Genomic DNA, 16,115 nt, shown 5'->3' with positions numbered 1-16,115 from the left:
GGTCAAGTTAAAAGGAACGCGTGCGGGAACCGAGAGGACCGCCGCGGACAGCGAGTGGTGCCAGGATGACTTATTTTTCCCGTTTTGCCTTTGCGGCCTTTGCAGCTCTCTTCACGGCAGGGGCAGCCGGAGCGCAGGATGCTGCCGCGCCAGCCGGCCTTTCGATCGAGCTCAACGAGATCGCGTCGTCGGAAAAGGGATGCAAGTTGACCTTCGTCGCCAGTAGCGCGCTCGCTCTTTCGAAGGTCTCGTTCGAATTCGTGCTCTTCGATCAGAAAGGTCTGGTCGAGCGCATGGCCGTGCTCGATTTCAGGGATCTTCCCGCGGGCAAGACGAAAGTCAGGCAATTCGATCTGCCGGGTACGAAGTGCGAGGCGGTGAAAAGCCTGCTGATCAACGATGCGCCGACCTGCGTCGGCGAAGGCGTCGACAAGGGTGCATGTATGACGGGCCTGAAGACCGGCTCGAAATCGGCCGTGGAGCTCAAGGGCTGAGGTTCGCGTTCGCGAAATTGCCGGCGGAAGGCAAGACAGAATGAAACACATGGTGAAATGGGCGGCGGCGATCGGCCTTTCCCTGCTGGCGCACGCCGGCGGGGCGATGTTGCTTGCTCCTGATGAGGAAAAGGAGCTGGCGCTCATCGCCGGCGGCTCCACCGTGGAAGTGTCGATGCTCGGCAACGCCTTCGAAGATGCCGTTCAGGCGGGGGACCCATCCGAAGTGGTGGAGCCGACGGAAGAGACGCCCGAGGAACTGAAGCCGACCGAGATCGAACCGACGGAAGAGGTGGTCGAAGCCGTAGAGCCGGTGCCGACCGAACCTGTTGCCCAGGAGCCGTCCGAGATGACGCCGACGGAGGCGGACGTCATACTTCCCGCGGAAGAGATGCCGGCGAGCCAGGTCGAAGAAGCAGACGTGATCGCAAGCATCGCTCCGGTCGAGACCGTCATTCCGCAGGAGAGACCGGACCCTGAGGAAGTCTTGAAGCCCGAGGTCGAGAAGGTGGAGCCGAAGAAGGAGCCGGCGAAGAAAAAGAAGGTCGTCCGAAAAAAGGCAGGTGAGGGCGGCGCCCAGGCGAAATCGCAGAAAAAGGGCAAGACCGACGGCGTGGAGAATGCCACGGCGGCTGCCGCCACCGGAGAAAGCCGCGGTGCGTCGCGGGAAATCGGCAATGCCGCGGTGTCGAACTATCCCGGCAAGGTCAGAAGAAAGCTGACCCGCGCTATTCGCTACCCGGCCGAGGCCAGAAGGCAGGGGCTGCGCGGTGTTGCCCATGTCAGCTTTACCGTAACTTCCGGTGGTGGGGTGGCAAGGGTCGGCATAACGAAAAGCGCCGGTTCACCCGTCCTCGATCAGGCGGCGTTGGAAACCGTGCGCCGGGCGGCACCTTTCCCGGCCATTCCCGCCGGTGCGGGCCGCGACAGATGGGAATTCAACATCCCGGTGTCCTTCACCCGGTGAATTCAGGGCTGTGAATCTGCTTCCGCGAGCGAGGAAAAAGTCGCGAAGGCGAGCATCGAAATATGATAAATCACTCATGTTTATACTTTACTCCTGCTGTCAAGTTTTATAGGTTGCCTCCGTCACGCAACCGATCGGTGTGTGCCAAATCTGATTGGCGATGGGCCGCAGGGCCGGCGTCGCGGAGCAAGACGGAGACGACGGATGGGTGGCAAGCGGCACGAGAATGCAGGCAAGGGCGGCAAGGGCAGGGCGAAGGATGCGCAGAGCGAACCGCAATCCAATGCCGGAAAGGCGACGCTCGAGGGCCGCAGTTTCCTCTATGTCGGCGGACGCGACTGCCAGGTTGCACATCTGCGCCAGATCGCCAGTTCCTACGGCGCGGAACTCATCCACCATGACGGCGGTTTACGGGAGGCGGTGTCGCGCATCGATCGCGTCCTGCCCTCGGTCGACTGCGTCTTCTGCCCGATCGACTGCATCAGCCACGATGCGTGTCTTCGCGTGAAGACCGGCTGCAAGAAGTGGGGCAAGGCCTTCGTGCCGTTGCGCAACGGCTCGAAGTCGAGTCTCGAGCGGGCGCTTCAGGATCTGACCGGAAACGGCAGCGAGAACTGAATCCTTTACGAGCGGCCAGACGAGATTCGCCGGCCGCATGGAGCTTTCAAATGCATGACGAACGTCCCGATCAGATGACGATGATCGATCTCCACAAACTCGCTTCGCAATTCGGTGACGGACTGGTTCCCGAGCTCTACGAACTTCTCACGCGCCGAGCACGGATGCTCGAGGAAAACGAAAACGTGACCGAATTTCCGACCTGGCAAGCGCGCCCGCCGGCGAGGGATCCTCTCGGCCTTGCGCCGCCGAGCGGGGGAGCTGTCCTGCCGTTTCCATCAACGACCGCGCAGCCCGTCTCGCAAAAGAAGGCCTAGATCACTTCCAGCAAAGTTTGAAACGGCTTCCGTCCGGAAGTGCGTTGGACCAAGGGTTAGAGCATTCCAGTGTTTCCATGAAACATTGGGATGCGCTAATAGTTGAGGCGCGGGATGCGGGCGAAAAACCGCACACACTTCCTCATCCCGCTACAGGAGAGCTAGCTCATGTTTTTCGCCATGAACCGTTTCCGTGTCGCAGCCGGTCAGGAGGAGGCCTTCGAGGCGGTATGGAAGGCGCGCGACTCTTCTCTCTCGGAGATGCCGGGCTTCATCGAATTCCATCTGCTGCGCGGCGACAGCGTGCCGGAGGAAGGCTACACGCCTTTTATTTCGAAATCGGCCTGGGAGACCAAGGACGCCTTCATCGCCTGGACCAAGTCCGAGAATTTCCGGGCGGCGCATCGAAGCGCCGGCGAAAACAAGGCAATGTATCTCGGTCCCCCGAAGTTCGAGGGCTTTACCGTCGTCGAGGGTGCCTGATCTTCAGCGCGCCGTCATGCTTGACGAACCCGCGGCGGCTTGTTTGATTTCCTCATTCCTGTGCTTGTCACAGGAATCCAGCCAGACCAAGTCCTTGGGCTGAAAGAACGCTTCCCGGGCCGCAGACGCGGCGCTGCTGGATCCCTGTGACAAGCACAGGAATGAGGCGAGGAGAGATTGCAGGCCTCCGAATCTCAACAGGTTTGGTTCACTTTCATCCGGAAGGCCAGTCTGCCTCCGAAAATGTGCGACTGCATACTGAAACTCCCCTCTTACCGGAATTCCTGTACTTCGGGCTTGTCCCTCCTCACGCTTCCGGGCGCAGGAATGCCCCGATCGCGACGGCAAGCCAGCCGGCCATCATCGTCAGGCCCCCGAGCGGCGCCGACATTGGGAAGAGGCCGTGGCCCGAGAAATGGCGCATGGTGAGGTCTCCGGCAAAGAGTGCCGTGCCTGCCGCCAGCAGCAAGGCGGCGAGGGCGGCGGTGCGGAAGTGCGCCCATCCGGCATGAAGCGCGACGAGCGCCGGTGCGTGGGCGAGGCACATGGCCGATGCGCCGCCGAGAAGACGCGGATCGCCATGCGAAGCGGCGGCGGCACTCGCGACGCCGAAGAGGCCCATGAGGCCGGCTACGAAAAGCATGGTCGAGCGCAGTCCGCTGTTCGGCATCCTGGCTATTCCTTGTTCTGCATATGATGGGCGAGCCGGGTGATCGGCTCCAGAATGATCTCCCTCAGCTTCGGGTGGGAGACGGTTTCTTCGAGTGCGCGGGTGAAGCAGAGAAGCCATTCGTCGCGCTCGACAGGCCCGATCCCGGCAATGAAGTGCCGGCGACGCAGCATGGGGTGGCCGCGTTTCTGCACATAGATCGGCGGTCCACCGAGCCAGCCGGTCAGATATTCGTAGAACTTTTCCTCGCTGCCGGTCAGATCCGGCGGGTGGATGGCGCGGCAGTTCGCCGCCTCGGGCAGGCTGTCCATCAGTTCGTAGAAGCGCCGCGTCAGGGCGCGCACGGTGGCGTCGCCACCGATCGCCTCGTAAAGCGTCGTCGTTTGCGGTTCCGTCATGGTCACGTTCCTCGCCGGGATTGGTACAGCGCGCGACCCGGGCGGGCAATGCCTTGCCATTCCTTCGCTTGCGGTTTTTCGGCGCGGCAGACATCGTCGTCTGCCTTCCGCGCGACAATCATCGCCCCGAGGAAAGCCACTTGACAAACCGTCCAGACGGTATGTTTATGAGATATGACAAACGCCCCATCAAGAAAAAAGCAGCCGCAACGCGTCCGCCGGCAATTGCTGGAGGTCGCGGGACGCCTGTCGCTGGAGCAGGGCATCGCCGCGGTCACCCTCGACGCCGTATCGCAGGCGGCGGGTGTCAGCAAAGGCGGGCTGTTGCACCATTTCCCGAACAAGCTGGCTCTGCTCGATGCCCTCTTCGATGATCTTGTCGTGCGTTTCGACAGCGCCCTCGACGAAGCGATGGCCGGAGATGACGTCGAGAAGGGACGCTTTACGCGTGCCTATCTCGGCGTCTGTTTCGCGCTCGATGCGGAGGCGCAAGGCTGGCAGATGCTGACCATTGCGCTCTTGGCCGAGCCGCACCTCAAGGAGCGTTGGCGCGAATGGGTGGCGCGCCGGTCCGCGCAATTCGCCGCGACGGACAGTTCGCCAAATTGCCTGCTCGCCCGCTTCGCCGCCGATGGCGTCTGGCTGTCGGATCTGATGCGCAGCCACGACATCGAACCGTCGACCAGGGCAATCCTGCTTCAGAAACTCAACGCGCTTTCGCTGGAATAGAGGGCAGACCCGTGCCGCTTTCCCATACTTCGATCGGAGACGTTCCGTGAATCCCGCCACGCTCTACACCGTTCTGGTGATCGCCATCGTCTTCGAAGTGCTCGGCACGTCCGCCATGCAGGCGGCGCAGCACTTCACGCGGCTGACGCCCACCGTGCTCATGGTTCTGTGCTACGCGGTCGCCTTCTTCTTCCTCTCCTATGCGCTCCGCTACATCCCGGTCGGCATCGCCTATGCGCTCTGGAGCGGCCTCGGCATCGTGCTGATCTCGATCGCCGGCTACGTGGTTTTCGGTCAGAAGCTCGATCTGCCGGCCATTCTCGGGCTGGGGCTCATCATCGCCGGCGTGCTGGTTCTCAACCTCTTCTCGAAATCCACCTTCCATTGATCGCGGCGACGATCGCGGCCGGCTTCCTGCAAGTTTTCGCTACAGCCTATCCACTGAAATTCCCGGATATTCATTGAAATGCGCAATCCGTTTCAATAGCATCGCCTTTCGTCTCCGTCCGGACGCGAGGTGGCGATGTCCCATCCGATCCCCCTGATATAACGAAGGAAATTTGGGAATGCAGGCGGTTTTCGACGGCCATAACGATGTGCTTTTGCGCCTTTGGCAACATGCACGCGGCGGTGCCGACCCGGTGGCCGAGTTTTCGGAAGGCACCGATAAGGGCCATATCGATGCGGCGCGCGCCAAGGCAGGCGGTCTCGCAGGCGGCCTCTGTGCGATTTACGTCCCGTCCGGCGATCTGGTGCTCAAGACGCCGGATGAGAATGGCCATTACGCGACGCCCATGGCGGCGCCGCTCGACCACTTGCCGTCGCTCGCGACCGCCATGGAGCTCGCAGACATTGCGTTCAAGCTCGACCGTGCCGGCGCCTGGCGGCTTTGCCGTTCGGTTGAAGAGATACGCGCGGCAATGGCTGACGAAGTGTTTGCTGCCGTCCTGCATATGGAGGGCTGCGAGGCGATCGGACCCGACCTCGCGGCGCTGGAGACCTTTCACGCCGCCGGACTTCGCTCGCTCGGCCCCGTATGGAGCCGCCATAACGTGTTCGGTCATGGCGTTCCCTTCGCCTACCCCATGTCGCCCGATACGGGGGCCGGCCTTACCGAAGCCGGCTTCGAACTCGTGCGCGCCTGCAACCGGCTCGGCATTCTGATCGACCTCGCGCACATCACGGAAAAGGGTTTCTGGGACGTGGCGAAAACGACCGACCAGCCGCTCGTCGCCAGCCATTCCAATGTTCATGCGCTGACGCCGGTCGCCCGTAACCTGACCGACCGGCAGCTCGACGCCATCCGCGAGAGCCGCGGCATCGTCGGCCTCAACTATGCGACGACGATGCTGCGCCCCGATGGGCAGGAGAACGCGACGACGCCGCTTTCCGACATGGTCCGCCACGTCGACTATCTGGTCGAGCGTATCGGTATCGATTGCGTGGGGCTCGGATCGGACTTCGACGGCGCGACCATCCCCGAGGAAATCGCCGACGCGGCGGGGAATCAGAAGCTCGTTGCCGCGCTGGAAGACGCCGGATATGGTGACGCCGACCTGGCGAAAATATGCCGGGAGAACTGGCTGAGAGTTCTGGGTCAGGCGTGGCACAAGCCTGCCTGATCATCATGAAGAAAAGCCCGAGAAGGGTTAAAAGAGGGAAGCGCGATATGATGCACAAGCTCAACGGACGTTTTCGAGTTCTTGCCGCCTCGGCGGCACTCGCCATGGCAATGGGTGCGGCCCAGCCGTCCTTCGCGGAAACGCCGAAGGATACGCTGGTCGAGGGATTCGCGTTCGACGACATCATCACCATGGATCCGGGCGAAGCTTTCGAGCTGTCGACCGCCGAGATGACCAGCAACACCTACAGCCTGCTCGTCCGGCTCGATCTCAACGACACGTCCAAGGTCATCGGCGACCTCGCCGAAAGCTGGACGGTCTCCGATGACGGCCTGACCTATACGTTCAAGCTCAAGTCCGGCATGAAATTCGCCTCCGGCAATCCGATCACCGCCGAGGACGTCGCATATTCGTTCGAACGCGCCGTCAAGCTCGACAAGAGCCCGGCCTTCATTCTTACGCAGTTCGGCCTCACCGGCGACAACGTCACGGAAAAGGCGAAGGCCGCCGACGCCGAGACCTTCGTCTTCACGGTCGACCAACCCTACGCGCCGAGCTTCGTGCTCAACTGTCTCACGGCGACCGTCGCCTCCGTCGTGGACAAGAAGCTCGTGCTCGAGCACGTGAAATCCGTTACGCCGAGCGACGAATACAAATACGACAACGACTTCGGCAATGAATGGCTGAAGACCGGTTACGCCGGATCCGGTCCGTTCAAGCTGCGCGAATGGCGCGCAAACGAGGTCGTGGTTCTGGAGCGCAACGAAAACTTCTACGGCGAACCGGCGAAACTCGCCCGCGTCATCTACCGTCACATGAAGGAAAGCTCCGGCCAGCGGCTGGCGCTCGAAGCCGGCGACATCGACGTGGCGCGAAACCTCGAGCCGGGCGACTACGAGGCGGTCGGCAAGAATGCCGATCTGGCGATGGCGAGCGCGCCGAAGGGCACGGTCTACTACATCAGTCTCAACCAGAAGAACGAGACGCTGGCAAAACCCGAGGTGCAGCAGGCCTTCAAGTATCTGGTCGACTATGACGCGATCGGCTCGACGCTGATCAAGGGCATAGGCGAGATTCACCAGAGCTTCCTGCCGAAGGGCGTGCTCGGTGCTCTCAACGAGAACCCCTACACGTTCGACGTTGCCAAGGCGAAGGAACTGCTGGCGAAGGCGGGTTATCCCGACGGCTTCACGGTCACGATGGATGTGCGCAACACCCAGCCGGTGACCGGCATTGCCGAATCTTTCCAGCAGACCCTGGCCGAGGCGGGCGTGAAGCTCGAAATCATTCCCGGTGACGGCAAGCAGACGCTGACCAAGTACCGCGCCCGCAACCACGATATGTATATCGGTCAATGGGGCATGGATTATTTCGATCCGCACTCCAATGCCGATACCTTCACCAACAATCCGGACAATTCCGACGAAGGCACGAACAAGACGCTCGCCTGGCGCAACGCCTGGGACGTTCCGGAACTCAGCAAGAAGACCAAGGACGCGCTCCTCGAACGCGACAGCGCCAAGCGCGCCGATATCTACAAGGAGCTGCAGAAGACGGTTCTCGAGAATAGTCCTTTCATCCTGATCTTTCAGCAGACGGAGGTCGCCGGCCTCCGCGGCAACGTCGAGGGCTTCAAGCTCGGACCGAGCTTCGACACCAACTACGTCTGGAACGTATCCAAGGAATAGTCGAAAGGACCGTTCCCTTGAGCATGAGCGGAATTGAACCCTTGAGCGGGCGCCGGCGCGCCCGTTCCCGGAAGGCGTTTGTAGCGGTACTGCAGTTTCTCGTCGTCGTGGCAACCACCTATCTCGGCCTTCTCGCCGTCACCTTCTTCATCGGCCGCGTCATCCCGATCGATCCGGTGCTCGCCGTTCTCGGCGATAGGGCGCCGAATCACCTCGTGGAACGCACGCGCGAGGCGATGGGGCTCAACCTGCCGCTTTACCAGCAGTTCTTCATCTACTGCCGGCAAGCATTCACCGGCGACTTCGGGACCTCGGTGCTGACCACCAATCCGGTCATGGCGGATATCCGCCGCGTCTTTCCGGCCACCATGGAACTCGCGACGCTCGGAACCCTGATCGGCGCATTCATCGGCGTGCCGCTGGGCGTTCTCGCCGCCGTCAAGCGCGGCAGCATCGCCGACCAGGTTGTTCGCGTCATCGGCCTCGTCGGCTATTCCGTGCCGATCTTCTGGCTGGCATTGCTCGCGCTGCTCGTTTTCTATGCGCGGCTGCAATGGGTCGCCTATCCCGGCCGCATCGACATCGTCTACGAATACAGCTTCACGCCGGCCACCGGTTTCTACCTCCTGGACTCGGCCTGGCAGGGCCAATGGGATGTTTTCCGCGACGTCTTCCGGCACATCATCCTGCCGGCTTCGCTGCTCGGCTATTTCTCGCTCGCCTATATCAGCCGCATGACCCGCAGCTTCATGCTGAACGAGCTGCAGCAGGAATATATCGTTGCGGCGCGAGCCAAGGGCCTTTCGGAGGCGCGGATCATATGGACGCACGCGCTGCGCAATGCGGCGGTGCCGCTGGTGACGGTGATTGCGCTCTCCTATGCCGGCCTGCTCGAAGGGTCGGTCCTGACGGAGACCGTATTCGCCTGGCCGGGGCTCGGCCTCTACATCACCAATTCGCTGCAGAATGCCGACATGAATGCCGTTCTCGGCGGCACGATCATCATCGGATCGGTCTTCATCGCCATCAATCTCCTGTCCGATCTTCTCTACCGGACGCTTGACCCGAGGACGCGCGCCCGATGAGCCTTGCCACCGAAACACGCCCGATGACGCGCCGCGAGTGGCTGCTTTCAGATCGCCCGCAGTCGCGGACCCAGGCTCGGCTCGGCCGCGCCTATATGACCTGGCGGCGCTTCTCCGCCAACCGGCTTGCGGTGCTCGGCCTTTGCATTCTGCTCGCGCTCGTATTCGTTGCGATCTTCGCCGATGCGCTCGCGCCTCACTCTCCGGTCATCGGAAACCTTGCCGGCGCGCGGCTTCTGCCGCCCGGCAGCGAAAGCTATCTGCTCGGCACGGACGACCAGGGCCGCGATATCCTCTCCCGGCTGATACACGGTTCGCGGCTGACGCTCCTCGTCGTTCTTCTCGTCGCAGTCATCGCGGCACCGGTCGGCCTGATCGTCGGCGCCGTCGCCGGCTATGCCGGCGGATGGGTCGACGCGGTCCTCATGCGCATCACCGACATCTTCCTCGCCTTTCCGAAGCTCGTGCTCGCGCTCGCCTTCGTCGCGGCGCTCGGCCCGGGGATCGAAAATGCGGTAATCGCGATCGCCATCACCTCCTGGCCGCCCTATGCGCGCATCGCCCGCGCCGAAACGCTGACAGTGCGCAACTCCGATTACATCGCCGCTGTGCGGCTGATGGGCGCCTCGCCCCTGCGCATCGTCTTCCGCCATGTCATGCCCATGTGCATGTCGTCGCTGATCGTCCGCGTTACGCTCGACATGGCCGGCATCATCCTGACGGCCGCGGGCCTCGGCTTCCTCGGCCTCGGCGCGCAGCCGCCGCTGCCGGAATGGGGTGCCATGATCGCCTCCGGCCGGCGCTTCATCCTCGACCAGTGGTGGGTGGCGACCATGCCCGGCATCGCCATCCTGATCGTCAGCCTCGGCTTCAACCTGCTCGGTGACGGGCTGCGCGATGCGCTCGATCCTCGGGAGAGCGGCCAATGAGCGCGCTTCTGACAGTCGAGGACCTCCGGGTCCGGTTCCCGACGCGCACCGGGGTTGTCGAGGCCGTTCGCGGGGTTTCCTTTACCCTCGGGCGCGAGCGCCTCGGCATCGTCGGCGAAAGCGGCTCGGGCAAGTCGCAGACGGGCCGTGCCATCATGGGGCTGACGCCGCCGCACGCGGAAGTGACGGCGAAACGGCTTGCCTTCGAAGGGATCGATCTTCTTTCGGCCTCCCCAAAACTCCGGCGGGACCTGCGTGGCAAGCGCATCGCCATGATCCTGCAGGATCCGAAATATTCGCTGAACCCGGTGATGAGCATTGGACGGCAGATCGTCGAGACCTTGCGGCGGCATGAGAAGGTCGGCCGCGCGGAAGCGCGGGAGAGGGCGCTCGACATGCTCGCGGCCGTGCAGATCCGCGATGCTTCCCGCGTCTTCGACCTCTATCCGCACGAGGTCTCGGGCGGCATGGGACAACGGGCGATGATCGCGATGATGCTGGTTGCCGGGCCGGAACTCCTGATCGCGGACGAGCCGACCTCGGCGCTCGACGTGACGGTTCAGCTCGAAGTCCTCGCGATCCTCGACAAGCTGGTGGCGGAACGCGGCATGGGGCTGATCTTCGTCTCGCACGACCTGCGCCTCGTCTCCTCCTTCTGCGACCGCGTTCTGGTGATGTATGCGGGCAGGATCGTCGAGGAGATCGCCGCATCGGAACTCGGCAATGCCAAGCATCCCTATACACGAGGTCTCCTGAACTGCATGCCGGTGATCGGGGCGGATCGCCATCCGTTGCCGGTGCTCGACCGTAAACCGGAGTGGGCGCTATGACCGAGGCCGTATCCGTCGAAAATCTGAGCGTCGTCTTCGACGAGTTCAAGGCGCTCGATGCCGTCCGCGTGGATGTCGCGAAAGGCGAGTCCTTCGGCCTCGTCGGCGAATCCGGCTCGGGCAAGTCCACCCTGCTGCGCGCCGTCGCCGGTCTCACCGCGGCAAGCGAAGGAACGATCCGGGTTTCAGGCCGCGAGGTTCGTGGCACGCGTCGTGACAAGGCCTTTTATCGGGCGGTGCAAATGGTGTTCCAGGATCCTTACGGTTCGCTGCATCCGCGCCAGACGGTCGACCGGCAGCTGATGGAGCCTCTGGCGATCCACGGCGTCGGCGACGGCGAGCGCCGCATCCTGAAGGCCCTGGACGAGGTGGGCCTCGGATCCGGTTTCCGCTTCCGCTATCCGCACCAGCTCTCCGGTGGCCAGCGCCAGCGCGTCGCGATCGCACGCGCCCTCATCTTGGAACCCTCGATCCTGCTCCTCGACGAGCCGACCTCGGCGCTCGACGCGTCCGTGCAGGCCGAAGTGCTGAACCTCCTCGAAGAGGTGCGGCGGGACCGCGGCCTGACCTTCATCATGGTGAGCCACGATCTCGGCGTCGTCACCCATATGTGCGAACGGCTGGCGGTGATGCAGAACGGCCGCGTTGTGGAGCGGCTGACCTCGGCCGACCTGGTCGCCGGCCGCATTGCGGAGGAATATACGCGCAATCTCATGGTCGCGAGCAAGGGGTTCCGGCGGGAAGCGGTGGCACGAAGCGCGTAGGGTACCCCTCCGCCCGGCAGGGGGGCTTGCTGCCACCTTCACCCGGATCGCGCTTTAACCCCGCGGCAGCTTGTCCCGTCCGATCAGCGCGCCATGGTGGCCGATTACGGCGGCCGCAACACGGGCGGCGAAGGCCGCGGCATCGGCCGGACTGTCGCCGCTGGCAAGACGGGCGAGGAAGGAGCCGTTGAAGCTGTCGCCGGCGCTGGTCGTATCGACGACGGCGGAAACCTGCGAGGCGGGAACGTGAACCCGGTCTTCACCCGTAAAATCGAGCGTGACGCCGTTTTCACCATCCTTGACCACAACGTTTTCGGCGCCGAGTGCCCGATAGCGCTCGATCGACGCTTCCACGGATGCATCGCCGAAATGCGTGGCCTCGTCGTCGAAGCTCGGCATCACCATCGTTGCCGCCCGCGCACCGGCTTCGATCGTCGCGCGCATCCGTGCGGCGTCGTCCCAAAGGCGTGGCCGGATGTTCGGATCGAAGACGACCTGCCGCCCGCCCGCCTTTGCCCGCCGAAGCTCCGCAAGCAATGTTTCTGCCGCCTCCGGCGACAGGATCGCCAGGGTGATTCCCGAGAAGAACACCACATTCGCCGCCTCGATCGCCGTCCGGAGCCGATCGGGATCGTCCGCGAGCAGTTTCGCAGCGGAAGTCGAGCGCCAGTAGGAAAAGCTGCGCTCGCCGTTCTTGAGGTGGATCATATAGAGGCCGGGCGTTCGCCCTTCGATCCTGCGGATGTGCGCCGCGCCGACGCCGGTGCTCTCGATGAAGGCCAGCAGCTCGTCCGAAACCGTGTCGGTTCCGACGGCCGTGAAATAATCGACCGTCCAGTCCGCCGGCAGGAAGAGCCGGGCGTAATAGGCGGTATTGAAGGTGTCGCCGGCATAGCCCTTGCGCAGCATGTCGCCTTCCGCCTGCATGAGCTCCACCATGCATTCGCCGATCGAAAGCAGTTTGCCCGTCATTCAGTCCTCCCTTTCCGCTGATCCGAATTAAGCGCATGTCACTGCGCGAGCAAGCGAATGTTGACGGCGGCGTTTACTCGAAGAAGCGGTGAAGATAAATCTGGGTTGCTGAACCAACCATGGAGAGCTGCGCATGCCGGCGGCATCTGGATCGAACGAAAACTGGTGGCGCGGAGCGGTGATCTATCAGGTCTATCCGCGCTCCTTCCAGGATACGGACGGCGACGGAATGGGCGACCTTCGCGGTGTCACCCGGCGGCTTCCCCATATCGCCTCGCTCGGGGTCGACGCCATCTGGCTTTCGCCCTTCTTCACGTCGCCCCAGGCCGACATGGGCTATGACGTTTCGGATTATTGCGACGTCGATCCCATGTTCGGGACGCTCGCCGATTTCGACGAGATGCTGGCGGAGGCCCATCGGCTGGGGCTCAAGGTGATCATCGACCAGGTGATCTCGCATACATCCGACCGGCACCCCTGGTTCGTCGAAAGCCGCTCGAGCCGGAGCAATGCCATGGCGGATTGGTATGTGTGGGCCGACCCGAAGCCGGACGGAACGGCGCCGAACAACTGGCTTTCGATCTTCGGCGGTCCGGGCTGGGAATGGGACGGGGTGCGCCGGCAATATTACCTGCATAACTTCCTGTCTTCGCAGCCGGACCTCAACTTCCACAACCCGGAGGTTCAGGAGGCGGTGCTCGCGACGGTCCGCTTCTGGCTCGACCGCGGGGTCGACGGTTTCAGGCTCGATACGGCGAATTTCTATTTCCACGACAAGCTTCTGCGGGACAATCCGCCGCTGGTGCCGGATCCGGATGCAACGAGCCGCGATGCTCCGGAGGTCAATCCCTACGGCATGCAGGATCACCTCTATGACAAGACGCAGCCGGAAAACCTCGGTTTCCTGCGCCGGTTTCGAGCGCTGCTCGATGAATATGGCGGCCGTGCGACGGTGGGGGAGGTCGGCGACGGGTCACGCTCGCTGCAGACGGTTGCCGCCTATACGAGCGGCGGCGACAAGCTGCACATGTGCTATACCTTCGACCTGCTCGGGCCGGAATTCACCGCGCGCCACTTCCGCCGCTGCGTCGAGAATTTCCAGTCAACGGTGACGGACGGCTGGGTCTGCTGGGCCTTCTCCAATCACGACGTCATGCGTCATGTCAGCCGCTTCGCGCCGCGCGAGGCCGACCGGGAGCGCGTGGCGAAGCTTGCGATCTCGCTGCTTGCCAGCCTGCGGGGCACCATCTGCCTTTATCAGGGAGAGGAACTCGGCCTGCCGGAAGCGGAGCTTGCCTTCGAAGAATTGCGCGACCCCTACGGCATCCGCTTCTGGCCGGCCTTCGCCGGACGCGACGGGTGCCGGACCCCGATGGTCTGGGAACGAGAGCTGACGAATGCCGGCTTTTCCGAAGGGGCTCCCTGGTTGCCGGTGCGCGACGGGCACCGAAGGCTGGCGGTGGATGCACAGGAGGGCGTCGAAGGATCGGTGCTCGAGCATTATCGCCAGACCCTTGCGTTCCGTCGGGCGCAGTCCGCGCTGGTCGACGCAGACATGACCTTCCTGGGCACCAACCAGGACCTTCTGGTCTTCACCAGAGAAAAGGAAGGCGAGCGGCTGCTGTTCGTCTTCAACCTGACCCAGGAGCCGCAGACGTTTCACCTTCCGACGACGCTCGTCGCCGAGCCGCATCCCATGCCCGGTTTTGCACCGGTTTTCGCTGATAATGCGATCAGTCTCGCCGCGCTCGACGTTTTCTGCGGAAGGTTGCGCTAGTGGAGTCGAGGTGCGGCTGCGTCAGCGAATGCCGCGCCTCGACCCTCACCCGATCAGCATGAACCTGTCCACATCGACAAGCCCGCGGTCGGAAATCTTCAAATGCGGGATCACCGGCAGCGGCAGGAAGGCGAGTTGCAGGAAGGGCTCTTCCAGCGTGGCGCCCAGCGCAAAGGCGGCCTGACGCAGATGGTGTAGCGTATCGCGCACGCGCTCGTGCGGTTCTAGGCTCATCAGGCCGGCGACGGGCAGGGCGATCTCGCCGGTGACCTTGCCGTCCTCGACGACGACGAAGCCGCCTTTGATCTCGCCGAGCCGGTTGGCGGCGACAGCCATGTCCTCCTCGCTCACGCCGACGACACAGATATTGTGGCTGTCGTGGCCGACCGTGGAGGCGATCGCGCCCTTTTTCAGGCCGAAGCCCTGGACGAAGCCATTGGCATGATTGCCATTGACCCCGTGGCGCTCGATCACGGCGACCTTGATGATGTCGCGGTCGAGATCGACGCCGGTCCGGTTGCCTTCGGCGGGCAGGCGATATCGGCGGTGTTCGGTGATGATCTTGCCGGGCAGAACGCCGAGCACCGAAGTCTCGCCTTCATTGTAGGGGAGGCCGAAGTCCGCAGCCTTGACCTCGCGTGCCTTGACGCTGTCGAGCCCCACCGGCTCGACCGGCTTGCGCCCGGCGAAGAGAGCATCCGTAACGCGCCGGCCGGCGGAGAGGACGAGTTCGGCCTTGCAATTTTCCAGGCTGTCGACGACGACGAGGTCGGCGCGCCAGCCAGGTGCCACGAGGCCGCGATCGCGCAGGCCGAAGGCGCGCGCGGCGGAAATCGAAGCGGCGCGATAGATGGCGAGCGGCTCGACGCCGGCGGCGATGGCCGTGCGGATCATGTGGTCGAGATGGCCCTGCTCGGCGATATCGAGCGGATTGCGGTCGTCGGTGCAGAGGGCCAGATAGGGCGACAGCCGCTCGGTGAGAATAGGCATGAGGGCCTGCAGGTCCTTGGAAACGGAACCTTCGCGAACGAGGATGTGCATGCCCTTGCGTATCTTTTCGAGCGCTTCCTCCGCGCTCGTGCATTCGTGATCGGTGCGGATCCCCGTGGCGAGATAGCCGTTCAGTTCCTTGCCGCGGAGAAGGGGGGCATGGCCGTCGATATGACCGTCCTGGAAGGCATCGAGCTTGGCGAGGCAAACCGGATCCTTGTTGACCACACCGGGAAAGTTCATGAACTCGGCAAGGCCGATCACCTTCGGGTGGTGGCGGAAGGGCGTGAGGCGCTCGATCGGCAGGTCGGCACCAGACGTTTCCAGATGGGTCGCCGGCACGCAGGAGGAGAGCTGGACGCGGATGTCCATGATCGTCTCTGTCGCCGAATCCAGGAAATATTGTATGCCTTCGGTGCCGAGCACATTGGCGATCTCGTGCGGATCGCAGATAACAGTGGTGACGCCGAGCGGCAGCACGCAGCGGTCGAATTCGTGCGGGGTGACGAGTGACGATTCGATGTGGAGATGCGTGTCGATGAAGCCGGGAACGACGATGCGGCCGGTAACGTCGATCTCCTCACGGCCCTGATAGTCGCCGCAGGTGCCGACGATCCGCTCGCCCGAAATGGCGATGTCGGAGGCGACCAGCTCGCCGGTGACCAGATCGAAGAACCGCCCGCCCTTGAGCACGATGTCCGCCGGCTCGCGGCCGACGCCCTGATCGATGAGACGTTCGAGCGCTTCGGACATGCGTGCACCTCGTCCTTGATATTGATTTC

Annotated in this window: 18 protein-coding genes; 14 read left to right on the top strand and 4 right to left on the bottom strand. The window is 63.2% G+C overall.

Translation table 11 applies throughout. The features are described 5' to 3' along the window. Positions 1 to 65 precede the first annotated feature (65 nt). The 5 genes from ACTJKL_RS02535 to hmuQ all read left to right on the top strand — a co-directional run bounded on the left by ACTJKL_RS02535 (position 66) and on the right by hmuQ (position 2,879). Positions 66 to 494 carry a hypothetical protein gene (locus ACTJKL_RS02535; protein ID WP_127710171.1) on the top strand — a complete coding sequence of 143 codons (429 nt, stop codon included), beginning with the start codon at positions 66 to 68 and terminating at the stop codon, positions 492 to 494. A 40-nt stretch (positions 495 to 534) separates the two neighbouring features. Then, positions 535 to 1,461, top strand: a complete 927-nt coding sequence (locus ACTJKL_RS02530) for an energy transducer TonB family protein (protein WP_127710169.1) — start codon at positions 535 to 537, stop codon at positions 1,459 to 1,461. Positions 1,462 to 1,665: 204 nt separating this feature from the next. Beyond that, positions 1,666 to 2,079: a DUF2325 domain-containing protein gene (locus ACTJKL_RS02525; protein WP_440852090.1), complete on the top strand. Its 414-nt coding sequence runs from the start codon at positions 1,666 to 1,668 to the stop codon at positions 2,077 to 2,079. 50 nt (positions 2,080 to 2,129) lie between these two features. Then, a complete protein-coding gene (locus ACTJKL_RS02520) occupies positions 2,130 to 2,396 on the top strand; it encodes a hypothetical protein (protein ID WP_440852089.1) in 267 nt (88 codons plus the stop codon). Positions 2,397 to 2,564: 168 nt separating this feature from the next. Continuing rightward, positions 2,565 to 2,879, top strand: coding sequence for a heme-degrading protein HmuQ (gene hmuQ / locus ACTJKL_RS02515; RefSeq protein WP_440852088.1), 315 nt, complete (start codon positions 2,565 to 2,567; stop codon positions 2,877 to 2,879). A 307-nt stretch (positions 2,880 to 3,186) separates the two neighbouring features. On the opposite strand, the gene ACTJKL_RS02510 is transcribed toward hmuQ, so the two are convergent. Further along, a complete protein-coding gene (locus ACTJKL_RS02510) occupies positions 3,187 to 3,549 on the bottom strand; it encodes a DUF423 domain-containing protein (protein ID WP_018095708.1) in 363 nt (120 codons plus the stop codon). 5 nt (positions 3,550 to 3,554) lie between these two features. Then, the gene (locus tag ACTJKL_RS02505; protein ID WP_018095707.1) at positions 3,555 to 3,947 is read right to left on the bottom strand and encodes a globin domain-containing protein; all 393 of its coding nucleotides are present in this window, start codon (positions 3,945 to 3,947) and stop codon (positions 3,555 to 3,557) included. Between the two features lie 174 nt (positions 3,948 to 4,121). Between ACTJKL_RS02505 and ACTJKL_RS02500 the strand changes: the two genes are divergently transcribed. The 8 genes from ACTJKL_RS02500 to ACTJKL_RS02465 all read left to right on the top strand — a co-directional run bounded on the left by ACTJKL_RS02500 (position 4,122) and on the right by ACTJKL_RS02465 (position 11,594). Continuing rightward, a complete protein-coding gene (locus ACTJKL_RS02500; RefSeq protein WP_275597518.1) occupies positions 4,122 to 4,676 on the top strand; it encodes a TetR/AcrR family transcriptional regulator in 555 nt (184 codons plus the stop codon). Between the two features lie 46 nt (positions 4,677 to 4,722). Further along, the gene (locus ACTJKL_RS02495) at positions 4,723 to 5,064 is read left to right on the top strand and encodes a DMT family transporter (protein WP_018095705.1); all 342 of its coding nucleotides are present in this window, start codon (positions 4,723 to 4,725) and stop codon (positions 5,062 to 5,064) included. 178 nt (positions 5,065 to 5,242) lie between these two features. Then, a complete protein-coding gene (locus tag ACTJKL_RS02490; protein ID WP_440852087.1) occupies positions 5,243 to 6,298 on the top strand; it encodes a dipeptidase in 1,056 nt (351 codons plus the stop codon). Between the two features lie 47 nt (positions 6,299 to 6,345). Further along, a complete protein-coding gene (locus ACTJKL_RS02485) occupies positions 6,346 to 7,986 on the top strand; it encodes an ABC transporter substrate-binding protein (RefSeq protein WP_100671868.1) in 1,641 nt (546 codons plus the stop codon). Positions 7,987 to 8,009: 23 nt separating this feature from the next. Further along, positions 8,010 to 9,071, top strand: coding sequence for an ABC transporter permease (locus tag ACTJKL_RS02480; RefSeq protein ID WP_440852086.1), 1,062 nt, complete (start codon positions 8,010 to 8,012; stop codon positions 9,069 to 9,071). Continuing rightward, complete coding sequence (locus ACTJKL_RS02475) at positions 9,068 to 10,000, top strand: ABC transporter permease (RefSeq protein WP_018095701.1); 933 nt, start codon at positions 9,068 to 9,070, stop codon at positions 9,998 to 10,000. Before ACTJKL_RS02480 ends, ACTJKL_RS02475 begins: the two co-directional genes overlap by 4 nt. Beyond that, positions 9,997 to 10,830 (top strand): ABC transporter ATP-binding protein, encoded by an 834-nt coding sequence (locus ACTJKL_RS02470; protein ID WP_018095700.1) that lies wholly within the window; start codon positions 9,997 to 9,999, stop codon positions 10,828 to 10,830. Before ACTJKL_RS02475 ends, ACTJKL_RS02470 begins: the two co-directional genes overlap by 4 nt. Continuing rightward, the gene (locus tag ACTJKL_RS02465) at positions 10,827 to 11,594 is read left to right on the top strand and encodes an ABC transporter ATP-binding protein (RefSeq protein WP_440852085.1); all 768 of its coding nucleotides are present in this window, start codon (positions 10,827 to 10,829) and stop codon (positions 11,592 to 11,594) included. Before ACTJKL_RS02470 ends, ACTJKL_RS02465 begins: the two co-directional genes overlap by 4 nt. Before the next feature lie 54 nt (positions 11,595 to 11,648). Here the strand turns inward: ACTJKL_RS02465 and ACTJKL_RS02460 are convergent, their stop codons facing one another. Further along, positions 11,649 to 12,566, bottom strand: a complete 918-nt coding sequence (locus ACTJKL_RS02460) for a sugar kinase (RefSeq protein WP_379942917.1) — start codon at positions 12,564 to 12,566, stop codon at positions 11,649 to 11,651. Between the two features lie 133 nt (positions 12,567 to 12,699). On the opposite strand from ACTJKL_RS02460, the gene bglA reads away from it, so the two are divergent. Then, a complete protein-coding gene (bglA, locus tag ACTJKL_RS02455; RefSeq protein ID WP_379942915.1) occupies positions 12,700 to 14,343 on the top strand; it encodes a beta-galactosidase BglA in 1,644 nt (547 codons plus the stop codon). A gap of 45 nt (positions 14,344 to 14,388) precedes the next feature. Here bglA and ade read toward each other — a convergent pair whose 3' ends face one another. Further along, complete coding sequence (gene ade, locus ACTJKL_RS02450) at positions 14,389 to 16,086, bottom strand: adenine deaminase (protein ID WP_440852084.1); 1,698 nt, start codon at positions 16,084 to 16,086, stop codon at positions 14,389 to 14,391. Between the last annotated feature and the right edge of the window lie 29 nt (positions 16,087 to 16,115).

The sequence above is a fragment of the Sinorhizobium sp. 22678 genome (genome assembly GCF_052044265.1).
GTDB lineage: Bacteria > Pseudomonadota > Alphaproteobacteria > Rhizobiales > Rhizobiaceae > Sinorhizobium > Sinorhizobium meliloti_A.
The sequence above is the reverse complement of the archived record's forward strand: the minus strand, read 5'-3'. Positions and strand labels throughout refer to the sequence as shown.